The 13989-nt window shown below is 65.7% G+C and carries 14 protein-coding genes; 10 read left to right on the top strand and 4 right to left on the bottom strand.

Annotated features, from left to right (window positions below; genetic code table 11):
- Positions 1–28 precede the first annotated feature (28 nt).
- Positions 29–1003: a class 1b ribonucleoside-diphosphate reductase subunit beta gene (gene nrdF / locus MB901379_RS07045; RefSeq protein WP_158015961.1), complete on the bottom strand. Its 975-nt coding sequence runs from the start codon at positions 1001–1003 to the stop codon at positions 29–31.
- A gap of 200 nt (positions 1004–1203) precedes the next feature.
- Positions 1204–1692: a MarR family winged helix-turn-helix transcriptional regulator gene (locus tag MB901379_RS07040; protein ID WP_158015960.1), complete on the bottom strand. Its 489-nt coding sequence runs from the start codon at positions 1690–1692 to the stop codon at positions 1204–1206.
- A gap of 119 nt (positions 1693–1811) precedes the next feature.
- Between MB901379_RS07040 and MB901379_RS07035 the strand changes: the two genes are divergently transcribed.
- The 8 genes from MB901379_RS07035 (at position 1812) to MB901379_RS07000 (ending at position 10888) form a co-directional block, all read left to right on the top strand.
- Positions 1812–2336, top strand: coding sequence for a hypothetical protein (locus tag MB901379_RS07035; protein ID WP_158015959.1), 525 nt, complete (start codon positions 1812–1814; stop codon positions 2334–2336).
- On the top strand, positions 2336–4135 hold the full coding sequence (locus MB901379_RS07030; protein WP_158015958.1) for a glycoside hydrolase family 15 protein: 1800 nt from the start codon (positions 2336–2338) through the stop codon (positions 4133–4135). Before MB901379_RS07035 ends, MB901379_RS07030 begins: the two co-directional genes overlap by 1 nt.
- Positions 4132–5145, top strand: coding sequence for an SDR family oxidoreductase (locus tag MB901379_RS07025; RefSeq protein WP_158015957.1), 1014 nt, complete (start codon positions 4132–4134; stop codon positions 5143–5145). Before MB901379_RS07030 ends, MB901379_RS07025 begins: the two co-directional genes overlap by 4 nt.
- Before the next feature lie 46 nt (positions 5146–5191).
- On the top strand, positions 5192–6991 hold the full coding sequence (locus MB901379_RS07020) for a thiamine pyrophosphate-requiring protein (protein WP_158019010.1): 1800 nt from the start codon (positions 5192–5194) through the stop codon (positions 6989–6991).
- Positions 6988–7440 carry a hypothetical protein gene (locus MB901379_RS07015; protein ID WP_158015956.1) on the top strand — a complete coding sequence of 151 codons (453 nt, stop codon included), beginning with the start codon at positions 6988–6990 and terminating at the stop codon, positions 7438–7440. Before MB901379_RS07020 ends, MB901379_RS07015 begins: the two co-directional genes overlap by 4 nt.
- Positions 7440–8144, top strand: a complete 705-nt coding sequence (locus MB901379_RS07010; RefSeq protein ID WP_158015955.1) for a gluconate 2-dehydrogenase subunit 3 family protein — start codon at positions 7440–7442, stop codon at positions 8142–8144. The genes MB901379_RS07015 and MB901379_RS07010 overlap by 1 nt, the downstream gene beginning before the upstream one ends.
- Before the next feature lie 88 nt (positions 8145–8232).
- Positions 8233–9783 carry a GMC family oxidoreductase gene (locus MB901379_RS07005; protein ID WP_232022091.1) on the top strand — a complete coding sequence of 517 codons (1551 nt, stop codon included), beginning with the start codon at positions 8233–8235 and terminating at the stop codon, positions 9781–9783.
- Positions 9784–9793: 10 nt separating this feature from the next.
- Complete coding sequence (locus MB901379_RS07000; protein WP_158015953.1) at positions 9794–10888, top strand: enolase C-terminal domain-like protein; 1095 nt, start codon at positions 9794–9796, stop codon at positions 10886–10888.
- Between the two features lie 203 nt (positions 10889–11091).
- On the opposite strand, the gene MB901379_RS06995 is transcribed toward MB901379_RS07000, so the two are convergent.
- Positions 11092–11418 carry a hypothetical protein gene (locus tag MB901379_RS06995; RefSeq protein WP_158015952.1) on the bottom strand — a complete coding sequence of 109 codons (327 nt, stop codon included), beginning with the start codon at positions 11416–11418 and terminating at the stop codon, positions 11092–11094.
- Positions 11419–11439: 21 nt separating this feature from the next.
- On the opposite strand from MB901379_RS06995, the gene MB901379_RS06990 reads away from it, so the two are divergent.
- The gene (locus tag MB901379_RS06990; protein ID WP_158015951.1) at positions 11440–11886 is read left to right on the top strand and encodes an SRPBCC family protein; all 447 of its coding nucleotides are present in this window, start codon (positions 11440–11442) and stop codon (positions 11884–11886) included.
- A complete protein-coding gene (locus MB901379_RS06985; RefSeq protein WP_158015950.1) occupies positions 11870–12409 on the top strand; it encodes a TetR/AcrR family transcriptional regulator in 540 nt (179 codons plus the stop codon). Before MB901379_RS06990 ends, MB901379_RS06985 begins: the two co-directional genes overlap by 17 nt.
- Here MB901379_RS06985 and MB901379_RS06980 read toward each other — a convergent pair.
- Positions 12395–13960 carry a flavin-containing monooxygenase gene (locus tag MB901379_RS06980; RefSeq protein WP_158015949.1) on the bottom strand — a complete coding sequence of 522 codons (1566 nt, stop codon included), beginning with the start codon at positions 13958–13960 and terminating at the stop codon, positions 12395–12397. The two genes, MB901379_RS06985 and MB901379_RS06980, sit on opposite strands and share 15 nt — an antisense overlap.
- Between the last annotated feature and the right edge of the window lie 29 nt (positions 13961–13989).

The raw sequence follows: 13989 nt of genomic DNA, 5'->3' as shown, positions 1-13989 counted from the left end.
CGCACACGTAGTCGCGGCCCTCGTTGCCCTAGAAGTCCCAGTCCTCATCCTCGGTGACGACGGCCTTGCCGATCACGTAGCTCGACCCCGAGCCGGAGAAGAAGTCGTGGTTCTCGTCGGCGTTGGGCGACAATGCCGAGAGGATCGCCGGATTGACTTCGGTCTCATCACGCGGGAACAGCGCCTCATAGCCGAGGTTCATCAGCGCCTTATTGGCGTTGTAACGCAAGAACTTCTTGACGTCCTCGGTCAACCCCACCTCGTCGTAGAGATCCTGCGTGTACTCAACCTCGTTGTCGTACAGCTCAAAAAGCAGCTCGTAGGTGTACTCCTTGAGCTCGGCGCGCTTGACCTCGTCAACCAACGCCAGTCCGCGCTGGAATTTGTAGCCGATGTAGTAACCGTGGACGGCCTCATCACGAATGATCAGCCGGATCATGTCGGCGGTGTTGGTCAGCTTGGCCCGGCTCGACCAATACATCGGCAGGTAGAAGCCCGAGTAGAACAGGAAGCTCTCCAGCAGCGTCGAGGCCACCTTGCGCTTGAGCGGATCATCGCCCCGGTAGTACTCGAGCACAATCTCGGCCTTGCGCTGAAGATTGGGGTTTTCCTCCGACCACCGGAACGCGTCATCGATCTCGGCGGTCGAGCACAGGGTGGAGAAGATCTGGCTGTAGCTCTTGGCGTGCACCGACTCCATGAAGGCGATGTTGGTGAGCACCGCCTCCTCATGCGGAGTCAGCGCGTCGGGGATCAGGCTGACCGCACCGACGGTGCCCTGGATGGTGTCCAGCATGGTCAGGCCGGTGAAGACCCGCATGGTGAGTTGCTTCTCACTGGCGGTCAGCGTGCCCCATGAGGGGATGTCGTTGGACACCGGCACCTTCTCGGGTAGCCAGAAATTTCCGGTCAACCGATCCCAGACCTCGGCGTCCTTTTCGTCTTGGAGTCGGTTCCAGTTGATCGCTGAGACGCGGTCGATCAGCTTTGCATTTCCAGTCACAGGAACTCCACTTCACCAGGACTAATGGGCGGTGTTGCTTAGGCCACAAACACTACCCCTAGGGGCCGACAAGGCGGCGCAACACAACAAGTTGTGTTCGCGTGTCGCCAATTGCGCCTCCGGGACGCGACGTCGGCCTTGACCTATCGGCCACCCGTGGCCGCGAATTGCTGATCGGTCAGGTCTCGGTCAGGTATCAGTCAGGTGTCGGTCAGGTGGTAGTAGGCGGAGCTGAACGCCGCGGCGGCGGTTAGCAGCGCGTCGCGTTCCGCCGTGGTCATCTGCTCGGCAACGGCCCGAATCAGGCTGACCCGCTGGCAGACGAGGTCGTCGAGAATCGAGCGCCCCAGCTCCGTGAGCTCCAGGATGGTGGCACGCCTATTACGCGGCGAAACGGAGCGGGTGATCAGGCCAGCTTCGGCCAGGCGATCGCTAAGTCGGCTAGCAGTCGATGGAACCAGATCCAGGTCCGCACCCAGCTCGGTGACCAGGCTCGGCCCCAGGCGTTGCAAAGACTGCAGCGCGCGCAGCGGCGCCAGCCCGATCCGCTTCTCCATCTGCTCGAGGACCACGACGTTGAGTGCCAACAGCCCCCGTGTCGCGCGCTCCAAATCGGCCGCGTATTCGCCGTCCGAGTCGTCTCCCTCGAAGTCCGATGGCGTTGTTGCCGCGGTCGGATCCTCCTCCATGAAGCCAACAGATTACATCCGTTTTGCAAATCATGCAGATAGCAATTTTATGTTTGCGCATCGTCCGAGTGGAAATGCCTACTACATCGACGTCGCAGCACTCAGACAGGACACCACCAATGGCACGAGACACCAAGGGGCCACCACCGGCCGCAACCTATAGCCTGCGCAGGGTCAGTCTCGACCCACACCACTGGCACCAGGTGCGGTGGTTTTTGGGCGCCGAAGCGGTGGCGGCCAGTAGTTGCGGCGCGGCCGGACTCATCGCGTTCTACGTCGCCGCCCCCACCCGCACCCAGTTCCCGGTCGCCGGGCTCTCCGTGACACCCGGCCTGTGCTGGGTCTTGCTCGGCATCGCGGTGACCGCCGCCGTCGCCGCCTCGAGGCGCCGGCTCGCTCTGCTGTTCACGGCGGCAGCGAGCGTCTGCGCGGTGTCGTTGATGTTCGTCGATGCCATTGCCAGCACCCGCAGCGGTCCCGGACCACTGGGATTTGACCCCGCCGCCATCGTGTTGTGGGGTGTGCTGTTCTGCTACAACTTCGGCCTCGGCATGTGGCTGATTCCCGACCATCTCGAGGGTCCGGACTGGGTTCCAACAGGTCAACGTTCCCGAGACACTTCCCCGGAGCGGGAGCACACCTGATGGGTGCTGCCGCCGGCACTACCCACGTGTTACGCGAGTACGCACTGCTGGCCGACGGCGCGCGCGGTGCCCTGATCGGCCCGCGCGGCGAGATCAGCTGGATGTGCGCACCGCGCTGGGACGACGACGCGGTATTCAGCACCCTGTTGGGCGGTCGCGGCGTGTTCTCCATCACGCCGTCCAACCGCTATGTCTGGGGCGGCCACTACGAGGAGGGCACGCTGATCTGGCGTTCCCGCTGGGTGACGACCGACAGCATCATCGAATGCCGCGAGGCGCTGGCCTACCCGGGCGATCAGGGCCGATTGGTCTTGCTGCGCCGCCTGCTGGCGGTACAGGGCGACGCGCACGCTGAGTTACTGTTCGCCCCAGCCGCCGGATTCGGCCACCACGGCATGGCCGCGGTCACCCTCGATGACCGGGGTTGCTGGCACGCGGACGTGGGCAACCTACGCATGCGGCTGCGCGGCGCCGCGGACGCCACGGCCACCCGCCTGTCCAGCGGCATCCAATCGCTGCAAGCCAGCCTGAAAGCACCCGAGGGCGGTTTCCACGACATCGTCGCCGAACTGTCGGACTCCCCGTCGCAAGAGCGGCCACTCGACGCCCAAACATTATGGGACAGAACCGAAGACAATTGGAGACGAGCCATCCCGCCGATGAGCTCGAGCATCGCGGTCCGTGATGCCCGGCACTCCTACGCCGTCCTGCGGGGGTTGACCAGCCCCAGCGGGGGCATGGTCGCCGCGGCGACGATGAGCCTTCCGGAGCGGGCCGAGCAGGGCCGCAACTACGACTACCGGTACGTCTGGATTCGCGATCAATGCTACGCGGGGCAGGCGGTCGCCGTCGATGAGCCCCACGAATTACTAGACTCCGCAGTCGGATTCGTGTCGCGCCGGCTGCTGGCCGACGGACCGAAGTTGCGGCCGGCCTACACCGTTGACGAAGGTCCGGTGCCCAAAGAAAGATCACTGCGGCTCCCCGGCTACCCGGGGGGCGGCGACATGGTCGGCAACCACGCCCGCGACCAATTTCAGCTCGACACGCTCGGTGAGGCACTGCTGCTGTTCGCCGCCGCCGGCCGCCACGACCACCTCGACAGCGAGGCCTACCAGGCCGTTACCACTGCCGTCGCGGCCATCGTCGAACGCTGGCAGGATTCCGACGCCGGGATCTGGGAACTCGACACCCGGCGCTGGGCACACTCACGACTCACCTGCGTTGCGGGCCTGCGCGCCATCGCGGCACATGCCGCCCACCACGATGCGGCCACCTGGAGTTCCCTGGCCGACACCATCCTGGCCGACACCAGAGAGTGCCAGCACCCGAGCGGCCGGTGGCAGCGGGCACCCGACGACCCGCGCGTCGATGCCGCGCTGCTCATTCCGGCAATCCGGGGCGCAGTGCCCGCCGATGACCCGCGCAGCATCGCCACGCTCGATGCGGTATGCGCAGATCTGGTACATGACGGCTACGTGCATCGGTTCCGGCATGCCGACCGACCGCTGGACCAGGCCGAAGGCGCGTTTTTGCTGTGCGGATTCTGGACCGCCCTGGCCTATCAGCAACAAGGCGACATGATCTCGGCCACACGGTATTTCGAGCGCCACCGCGCGGCCTGCGGGCCACCCGGCCTGTATTGCGAAGAGTACGACGAGGTGCAACGCCAGCTTCGCGGCAATATCCCACAGGCCTTTGTGCACGCACTGCTCATCGAAAGCTCGCTGCGTCTGCCGCATCAACCCGCCAGTGCGGACTCGCAACTGGCCGATCACCGCAGGAGGAGTTATCCATGACCGCACCACGCACGGTGGTAATCACCGGAGCCAGCGCAGGCATCGGACGAGCCGCTGCAAGGGAATTCGGCGCTCGCGGCGACCGCGTCGCTTTGCTCGCCCGCGGCGAAGCCGGCCTGCGGGGCGCCGCAGCAGATGTCACGGCCGCTGGCGGCGAAGCCACCTACATCTCGGTAGACATCGCCGACCACACCCAGGTCGATTCGGCCGCGACCCAGGTCGAAGAGCGATTCGGCCCCATCGACGTGTGGGTCAACGACGCCTTCACTTCGGTGTTCGCCCCGTTCGCCGAGATCACACCCGAAGAGTTCAAACGAGTCACCGAGGTCAGCTACCTCGGCTTCGTCTACGGCACCATGGCCGCACTTTCTCGAATGCGGCCGCGCAATGCCGGCACCGTCGTGCAGGTCGGATCGGCACTGGGCATCAGGGCCATTCCCCTGCAGTCGGCCTACTGCGGTGCCAAACACGCCATCAACGGGTTCACCGAATCGGTGCGCACCGAACTAATCCACGAAAAGAGCAACATCCGCCTCACCGTCGTGCAGATGCCGGCGCTGAACACCCCGCAGTTCTCGTGGGTACGGTCGCGCCTGCCGCACCGGCCACAGCCAGTGCCGCCGATCTATCAGCCCGAAATCGCCGCCCGTGCGGTGGTATTCGCGGCCGACCACCCGCGACGCAAGCAGTATTGGGTGGGCGCCAGCACCGTCGGCACCATCCTGGGCCAGCGCGCGGTGCCAGCACTGCTGGACCGCTACCTGGCTAAGACCGGCTATTCCTCGCAGCAGACCGACCAGCCGGCGAGCGCCGACCGCTCGGGCAACCTCTGGGAGCCGCGGGATGACGACGTCGACCAAGATCACGGCGCCCACGGCGATTTCGACGACAGGTCACGCAGCCACTCCCCGCAGCTATGGCTGGCACGACACCCACGTGCGATGTCTTTGGCGGTGGCCGGCGCGGCGGCTACCGCCGGAGGTGCGGCATGGACACTCCGCCGCAATTGATTTCACCAATCGAAAATGCCTATGAATGACCATCTTTGGAGGAGATATGCCCGATACCGTTAGCGATATTCTATTGGCCCGGCTGCGGGAGTGGGGGGTGCATCAGGTCTTCGGCTTTCCCGGAGACGGCATCAACGGCTTGTTGGCGGCGTGGCAACGCGCCGATGACAAACCTCAGTTCGTACAGGCTCGCCACGAGGAGATGTCGGCTTTTGAGGCCGTCGGTTTCGCCAAGTTCTCCGGGCAGGTCGGAGTCTGCGTAGCTACCAGCGGCCCGGGGGCGGTGCACCTGCTCAACGGCCTCTACGACGCCAAGCTCGACCACGTGCCGGTGGTGGCGATCGTCGGGCAGACCGAGCGTTCGGCGATGGGCGGTTCCTATCAGCAGGAGATAGACCTGCTCAGCCTGTTCAAGGATGTCTGTAGCGACTACGTACACATGTGCACCGTGCCGCAGCAGCTGCCCAACCTGATCGACCGCGCGATCCGGGTGGCCCTCAGCGAGGGTGCCCCGACCGCGATCATCGTGCCCTCGGACGTGTTCGAGCTGAAGTATGAGCCGCCTGCCCACGCATTCAAGCAGGTGCCGTCCAGCCTGGGCATCTCACGGGCCCGCGTGGTACCCGACGATGACGCCGTGCGCCAGGCCGCCGAGCTGCTCAATGAGGGCAACAGGGTCGCCATGCTGGTCGGTCAGGGCGCCCGCGGCTGCGTCGCCGAACTGACCGAAGTCGCCGAATTGCTCGGCGCCGGGGCAGCCAAAGCGCTGCTGGGTAAAGACGTCCTGCCCGACGATCTGCCATGGGTGACGGGCTCGATCGGGCTGCTGGGCACCACCGCCAGCTGGCATCTGATGCAAGACTGCGACACCCTGCTCACCATCGGCTCGAACTTTCCCTACACGCAGTTCCTGCCCGACCTCGACCAGGCCCGCGCCGTGCAGATCGACCGCTCCGGTAAGTGGATCGGGATGCGCTATCCCTACGAGCTCAATCTCGTCGGGGACGCTAAAGCCACTCTGCGAGCGCTGATTCCGCTGCTGAAGCGCAAGTCTGACCGGTCCTGGCGCGAGCAGGTCGAAGCACATGTGGACCGCTGGTGGACCACCGTACAACGCACCGCAATGACCGACGCGGACCCACTGAACCCCATGCGGCTCTTCTGGGAGCTGTCCGAGCGCCTGCCCACCAACGCCATCATCGCCGCGGACTCCGGGTCCTCGGCCAACTGGTACGCAAGACATTTAAAATTCCCTGCGGGAGTGCGTGGTTCACTGTCAGGCACGCTGGCCACGATGGGCCCCGGGGTGCCGTATGTGATCGGCGCGAAATGGGCCCATCCCGAACGGCCCGCGATCGCCTTCGTCGGGGATGGCGCGATGCAGATGAACGGGATGGCCGAGCTGATCACCATCGCGAAATACTGGCGGCAATGGTCGGACCCGAGATTGATCGTCGCCGTCTTGCACAACAACGACCTCAACCAGGTCACCTGGGAGATGCGAGCCATGGAGAATTCACCAAAATTCGTTGCTTCACAGGAACTTCCGGATGTGGACTACGCCGCGTTCGCGCGCAGCCTGGGTCTGCACGGGGACAACCTGGACGACGCCGCAGCTTTGGGCGCCGCCTGGGACCGCGCGCTGGCCGCCGACCGCCCCACGGTGCTGGACGTCCGTTGCGATCCCGACGTACCGCCCATACCGCCGCACGCCACCTTCGAACAGGCCAAGTCGCTTGTCGAGGCGGTACTGGGAGGCGACGAGGACTCGAAGGGGTTCATCAAGCAGGGCGTCAAGCAGAAACTGCAGCAGTTCCTGCCCGGCGAAAAAAAGGAGAGTTCATGAAACCGCTCAGCGCCGCGGTCCATGCGATCCGCACCGGCAAATTCGAACGCACCCTTGCGGCGCTGACCGCCGCCGGAGCCGCGGTGACCACCGCGGAGATCTATCTGTCCCACGACGCGGCCAGCTTCGGCAACAAGATGATGTACTGGCCGGTCGTTATCGTGCCCACGGCCGTGCCCGCTGGCCTTGCCGGGTTCTTCTCCCGGCGTGCGGCGCACACCATCCTGCCCGCCGCCAGCGCCCTGATTGTCGCCAACGGCCTCCAAGGCACCTACCTACACCTGCGGGGAGTCCGCCAGCGTCCGGGCGGCCTGACCAAATACAACATGGAATCCGGTCCGCCCGCATTCGCACCCCTGCTGGCGTCCCTCGTCGGCGGCATGGGGCTACTGGCCGCGTTGCTGCGTCGCGAGGATCTCGAGCTGCTCAAGACGGGAGCAACGCACTGATGCCGTTTCACCCGCCGGGCCGGCACGCGATCACACCTCAGGATCGGGGCAGATTTCCCGGATTCGACGTCCTGGATCGCGTCGAGTCGTGGGATCAGGTGACCGCCGGAGTGATACTGGCGCGCCTGGCGCTGCCCAAGATGCTGTCATTTTTCACACCGACCGAAGTGGCGGTGGCGGCCCCGATGCTCGATCTGCTGCTCGCGCAGGACCGAGATCCCCGAGTGCCGGTCCTCGCGCTCATCGACGACCGCCTATCGATCGGGGAAACCGACGGCTGGCACTACGACGACATGCCCGAAGACGGACAGGCCTGGCGCGCGACCCTGGCGGGCCTGGACAACGATGCGCGCGATCGCTACGGCGTCGGCTATGCCGAGCTCGCCAGACCTCGGCAGGCCAGACTGTTGCAGGACGTCCAGCACCTTGCCGACGCCGGCCGTTCCTGGCACGACTTCGCTGCCGCGCACGTCTGGAGTCTGTGGACCCGCTACGCCTGCACCGCCTTCTACTCGCACCCGTGGGCGTGGAACGAGATCGGCTTTACCGGACCCGCCTATCCTCGCGGATATCTCAATCCGGGCATCAACGCCCGGGAAAGCTTCGAGATACCGGATCGCAACGGCGCGGATCCGGTCCCGTTCGCAGCACGCGTGGAACAGGCCCGGCGGGCCGACGACGACCTACCCAACGCTAATGCGTGAGACGGCAACAACCTTACGTTCGCGCAACGAATCCGCCTGGCTGATCCCCAATGACGGATCGCGCGCCAACCACCGGCTGCGCGCCGACATGCGCAGGTACCGACCGCAAGACGAGGTCGACGTGGTCATCGTCGGCGCCGGTGCCGGAGGGGCGACCCTTGGCCAGCGGCTGGCCCGCGCCGGCTGGTCGGTGGTCATCCTCGATGCCGGGCCTTTCTGGGACCCCGACACCGACTGGGTGAGCGACGAACGCGGGTCACACGGTCTGTACTGGACCGATCCGCGCCAAATCGGCGGCGCCAATCCCGTCCCGCTGGGATCCAACAATTCCGGGCGAGGTGTCGGCGGTTCCATGGTGCATTACGCGGGCTACACTCCGCGTTTTCACCCGTCGGACTTCCACACGTCGAGCGCCGATGGGGTCGGTGCGGACTGGCCGATCGAATACGCCCACCTGCGCCCGTACTACGCCCAGATCGAAGCCGAACTGCCGGTCGCCGGCCAGGATTGGCCGTGGGGCGAGCCACACCGGTATCCCCACAGCCCCCATCCGGTCAGCGGCAACGGCCTAGTTGCGCTGCGCGGCGCCGAGGCACTCGGTATCGACATGCGCGTCGGCCCCGTCGCGATCCCGAACGGGCGCTTCGGCAACCGGCCGCACTGCATCTACCGCGGATTTTGCCTGCAGGGCTGCAAAGTCAACGCCAAGGCCAGCCCGCTGATCACCCACATCCCCGATGCCCTGGCCCACGGCGCGGAGATCCGCGCGGACTCGCATGTCACCCGCGTCCTGGTGGACGACGACGCCGGGCGCGCCACTGGAGTCGAGTATCTGCGCAGTGGAGTGGCCTACCGGCAACGGGCCCGGTCGGTGGTGGTGGCCGGCTATTCGATCGAGACGCCGCGGCTGTTGTTGTTGTCGGCCACAGATCGTTACCGCGATGGGTTGGGCAATGACCACGACCAGCTCGGCCGCCACCTGATGGTGCAAGGCGCCCCGCAGGTTGCCGGGCGTTTCGACGACGAGGTGCGGATGTACAAGTCGCCACCGCCGGAAGTCAGCAGCGAGCAGTTCTACGAAACCGACACCACCAAAGCATATCGTCGTGGCTATTCCATCCAGACGGTGAGCCCGCTGCCGATTACCTGGGCCGAACATGTTGGCGCCCAGGGACATTGGGGGGAGACGCTGCGCGAGTACATGCGCGACTACATTCATTGGGCCACCCTGGGCGCACTGTGCGAACTGCTGCCCCTGCCCGGCAATCGCGTCACCCTGGCCGACGAGGCCGATCGCCACTGCCTGCCCGTCGCGCATTTCACATACAGCCAGTGCGACAACGACAAACGAATTATCGCCGCGGCACGCGACGTCATGTCGGACATCCTTCGCGCCGCCGGCGCTCAGGAGGTCATCGCCATCGAGCGGTACGCCCACCTCGTCGGAGGGGCCCGGATGGCGCTGCGCCCCGAAGACGGCGTCATTGACGCCCACCACCGAGTGTTTGGGGTGGACCGACTCTATGTCGTCGACGGCAGCGTGATGCCCACTCAGGGTGCCGCCAACCCGGCCCTGACCATCATGGCGCTGGCGGCCCGAGCCGCCGACCTAATGACCCGCCACGCCAGCCGATCTTGAATAGGGCGTTATGAATTCGCGCACAATAGATCAGGTCGATGTGGAGACCTACACGGTGCCCACCGCCCAACCCGAGGCCGACGGCACGCTGCAGTGGGACGCCACCACAGCGGTGGTTGTTCGGGTACACGCCGCAGAGGCCACGGGGCTGGGCTGGACCTACAGCTCGCCGGCGGCCGCGGAGGTTGTCAACGGAAACCTGTGCGATGTCGTCACCGGCCGTGACCCCGCCGACGTCGGCGGCGCATGGGCGGCCATGCATCGGGCCTGCCGAAACTACGGCACTCGCGGACTGATCATGCAGGCGCTCAGCGCCGTCGACATCGCGCTGTGGGACCTCAAAGCCCGCCTGCTGGACACGCCCCTTGCTATCCTCTTCGGCCGCTGCCGGTCCGCGGTACCTATCTACGGGTCCGGAGGCTTCGTCGACCTCGAATACCAGCGGCTGGCCGAACAGGTCCACTTTTGGCAACAAATCGGGTGTACCGCGATGAAAATCAAGATCGGCCAGGACTGGGGTAGCAAAATTGAACGAGACCTCAAGCGGGTCAACCAGCTCCGCGACATGGCCGGCGACGGGGTGCAGCTCATGGTGGACGCCAACGGCGCCTTCACATGCGCTCAGGCCAGGCGTATCGGCGCCGCCCTGGACGACCTCGGTGTGTCCTGGTTCGAAGAGCCCGTCAGCAGCGACGACGCCGATGGCCTGGGTAGGCTGCGCGATTGCCTGGGCTGCGACATCGCCGCAGGCGAGTACGTCGCCGACAGCCACGACGCCCGGCGCCTGGCACCCGTGGTCGACTGCCTCCAACTCGACGTCACCCGCTGCGGCGGCTACAGCGGGTGGCTGGCCGCCGCGTCTATCGCGGCCGCCCACAATCTCGAGGTTTCGGCGCACTGTGCACCGGCCTTGCACGCGCCGGTCGCCGCCGCGATCCCACACCTGCGCCACATCGAATACTTCATCGACCACACCCGGTTGGAACCAAGGCTTTTCAACGGTGTACCCCGCGCCGCTGACGGACAGCTTCGGCTAGATCTGTCCCGACCCGGCCACGGCATGACCGTGGCCGCGGGGGCAGAACAATACCGGAAGGCGCCGTAGGCGGAGGACACAACGACGATGACGACACGTCCGGCCACACGGCACCGCAGCATCGAAGTGCTCCGGGGGGCATGGGGCGCCGCGTTGGTGGCCGCCCCGCACCGCGTGCTCGGCCCCATACCTGGGATACAGGTCGACTCCAGAAGCCGCTTCATCGCGCGCATCCTCGGCGCCCGCCATCTCACCCAGGCCACATTGTCCGGTTACCGCTCGAGCCCCGAAGTGCTGGCGATGGGAGTCTGGTGGACGCCGCCCTCGCAGCGACCGCGCGGGCTGGCGGTGGTCGATTCAGGACGCGCCCGCGCCGGCGTCAGCGACGCCGTCATCGCCGCCTGCGGGCCGGGGCCGGGTACCGCGACCTCAAAGGTGCCCGCGCGACCGCACCGGCACATCAAGGGATCCGCGATCGGCTCGCGGTCGGCGTCCTGGGCCATGCCCCGGCGGGGAATATCCTGCTGCGCCGGTTCGGTCGAGTATGCCAGCGTGCCCAGCATCCGACGGCCGCCGGTGAGGTCTAGGCAGAACCCCATGCGATATGTACCATTTGGTACATGATTACCGGGCACAGTGTTGAGATCGATGCGCCACCGGAAACCGTCTGGGCGGTTTTCAGCGACGTTGAACGGTGGCCCGAATGGACCGCATCGGTGACCTCGCTGGTTGGGCTGGACGGGCCGGCCCTGGCGTCTGGCAAACGGTTCGAAATCAAGCAACCCCGCATGGCCAAACTGGTCTGGACGGTCACCGAGATCGATCCGGGTGTCTCCTGGACGTGGGAACAGCGCTCCCCGGGCGCGCTGGCGCGCGCTCGCCACGACGTCATCCCGCAGCCTGGCGGCCGCACGCTGGTGCGCCAGCGACTCGACCAGCGCGGCATACTCGGCGCCCTCGTCGGCCGGCTGATGGCCAACATGACCAAGCGCTACCTCGACCTGGAAGCCAACGGCCTCAAGGACAGGGCCGAAGAGCTCAGGCGCGCCGGTGGCGCGCACGCCTGACCTGCAGCGGCGTCGGCAACTACTGGACGCGCTGGTTGCGAACTTCGCCGCACATGGCGTCGGTGACCGATCGCTGCGCGACGTCGCGACCGCGGTCGGCACCAGCCATCGAATGCTGCTGCACCACTTCGGATCTCGAGAGAATCTGCTGGTGGCGGTGGTCGACGAGGTCGAGCGCCGACAGATGGGCCTGATGCCTGATTTGCCGACGAGCCCCGCGCACAGCTTCGCCGCCATGTGGGCCGATGTTCGCCGGCCCGAACTGCGCCAGCTAGAACGTCTCTTCTTCGAGTGTTACTCCCGCGCCGCACAAGGCGAAAAGCCGTTCGCTCAAATGGTCCCCGGCGCGGTCAACAACTGGCTGGCCGAAGCCGACGCCGTCGCCCAAGGCGCGGTCGATGCGGCTATGGTGCGCCTCGGGCTGGCGGTGATCCGTGGTCTGTTGCTGGACCTGGTCGCCACCGACGACGATGCCGGGGTAGACGCGGCCGCAACGGCCTTCGCGGAGCTACTCAGCCGCTGACGCCGCAGCCCGGCGGGGCTTGCTGCCGACCCCGAAGAACTGGTACTCCTGCGGCTTGACCGACCGGGTGCCCATCCAGTACTGCCAGGTGTAGCCGCCCCATAGCACGGTGTTCCTACCGTGCTCGTCGAGGTACCAGCTGCGGCAACCACCGCTGTTCCACACCGAGCCGGCCAGCTTTCGTTGCAGTTCCTCGTTGAATCGGTCCTGCGCTTCGCGGGTCGGCGCCAGCGCCTGGGCCCCCCTCTTGTCGCACTTGGCGATCGCATCGGCGACGTAGTGGATCTGGGACTCGATCATGAACACCACCGAGTTGTGTCCCAGGCCGGTGTTGGGACCCAGCAGGAAAAACAGGTTGGGGACATCGGCCACGGTGATACCGCGGTGCGCCCCGATGCCCTCGCGGTTCCACCGATCCACCAGATCCTCACCGTGCCGACCCTTGATCTGCACATAGGTGTAGGAGTCGGTGACGTGGAACCCGGTGGCATAGACGATCACGTCGACCGGGCGTTCGGTGTCATCGGCGGTGACAATCCCGTTGCGCGTGATTCGGCGGATGCCGTCGATGATCAGCTCGGTCTTCGGGTTCGCGACGGCCGGGTAGTAGCTGGACGAATTCAGGATGCGTTTGCAACCGATGCGATAGTGCGGGGTCAGCTTGCGGCGCAACTCACCATCCTTCACCGAGCGGCGAATGTTGTACTTACCGTAAGCCTCAACAACTTTCAGCATGTTCGGCCGCTTGGTCATGCCGTAGGCCAGCGCCTCCTGCGCCCAGTACAGGCCCAGGCGCACCAGGGCGCGTAGCCCCGGGACGTTCTCCATGGCCCGGCGCAGTGCTGGCGGGAGTTCGGGGTTGGAGCGCGGCACCACCCAGGGCGGAGTGCGTTGGTAGAGATGAAGTTCGGCCACTTTGTCAACGATCTCCGGCACGATCTGGATCGCGCTGGCGCCGGTGCCGATGATGGCCACCCGCTTGCCGGTGAGATCGACGCTGTGATCCCACTCCGCGGAGTGGAACGCGGGCCCGGCAAATTCATCACGGCCCTCGATGTCCGGGAGGGATGGGATATGCAGTGCGCCGGCCCCCGAGACCAAGAACTGGGCAACGTATTCGCGGCCATCGGCGGTGAAGACGTGCCAGCGACACTCCTCGTCGTCCCAGTAGCCGCGATCGACCAGGGAATTGAATTCGATGTAGCGGTGTAATCCGTACTTTTCGGTGACTCCCTTGAGGTAGTCCCAAATTTCGGGTTGATAGGAGAACGGGTTGCGCCAGTCCGGCTTGGGCTCGAACGAGAACGAGTACAAATGCGACGGGATGTCGCAGGCGCAGCCCGGGTAGCTGTTGTCTCGCCAGGTACCGCCGACGTCGTCGGCCTTCTCCAAGATGACGAAGTCCACGCCCTGCTTCTGCAGCGCGATGGCCATGCCCAGACCGGAGAACCCGGTCCCGATGATGACGGCGCGGGTATGAACCGGCGGCTTGGGTGCCGGCGATTCCCCGGATTCAGCTGTTTCGGTAGTGGGGATCACGACATCAGTCATGGTGGGTCTTTCCTGTTGTGAGAGCGCGC

This window comes from Mycobacterium basiliense, from assembly GCF_900292015.1.
Taxonomy (GTDB): domain Bacteria; phylum Actinomycetota; class Actinomycetes; order Mycobacteriales; family Mycobacteriaceae; genus Mycobacterium; species Mycobacterium basiliense.
This window is presented reverse-complemented; position numbering and strand designations above follow the sequence as displayed.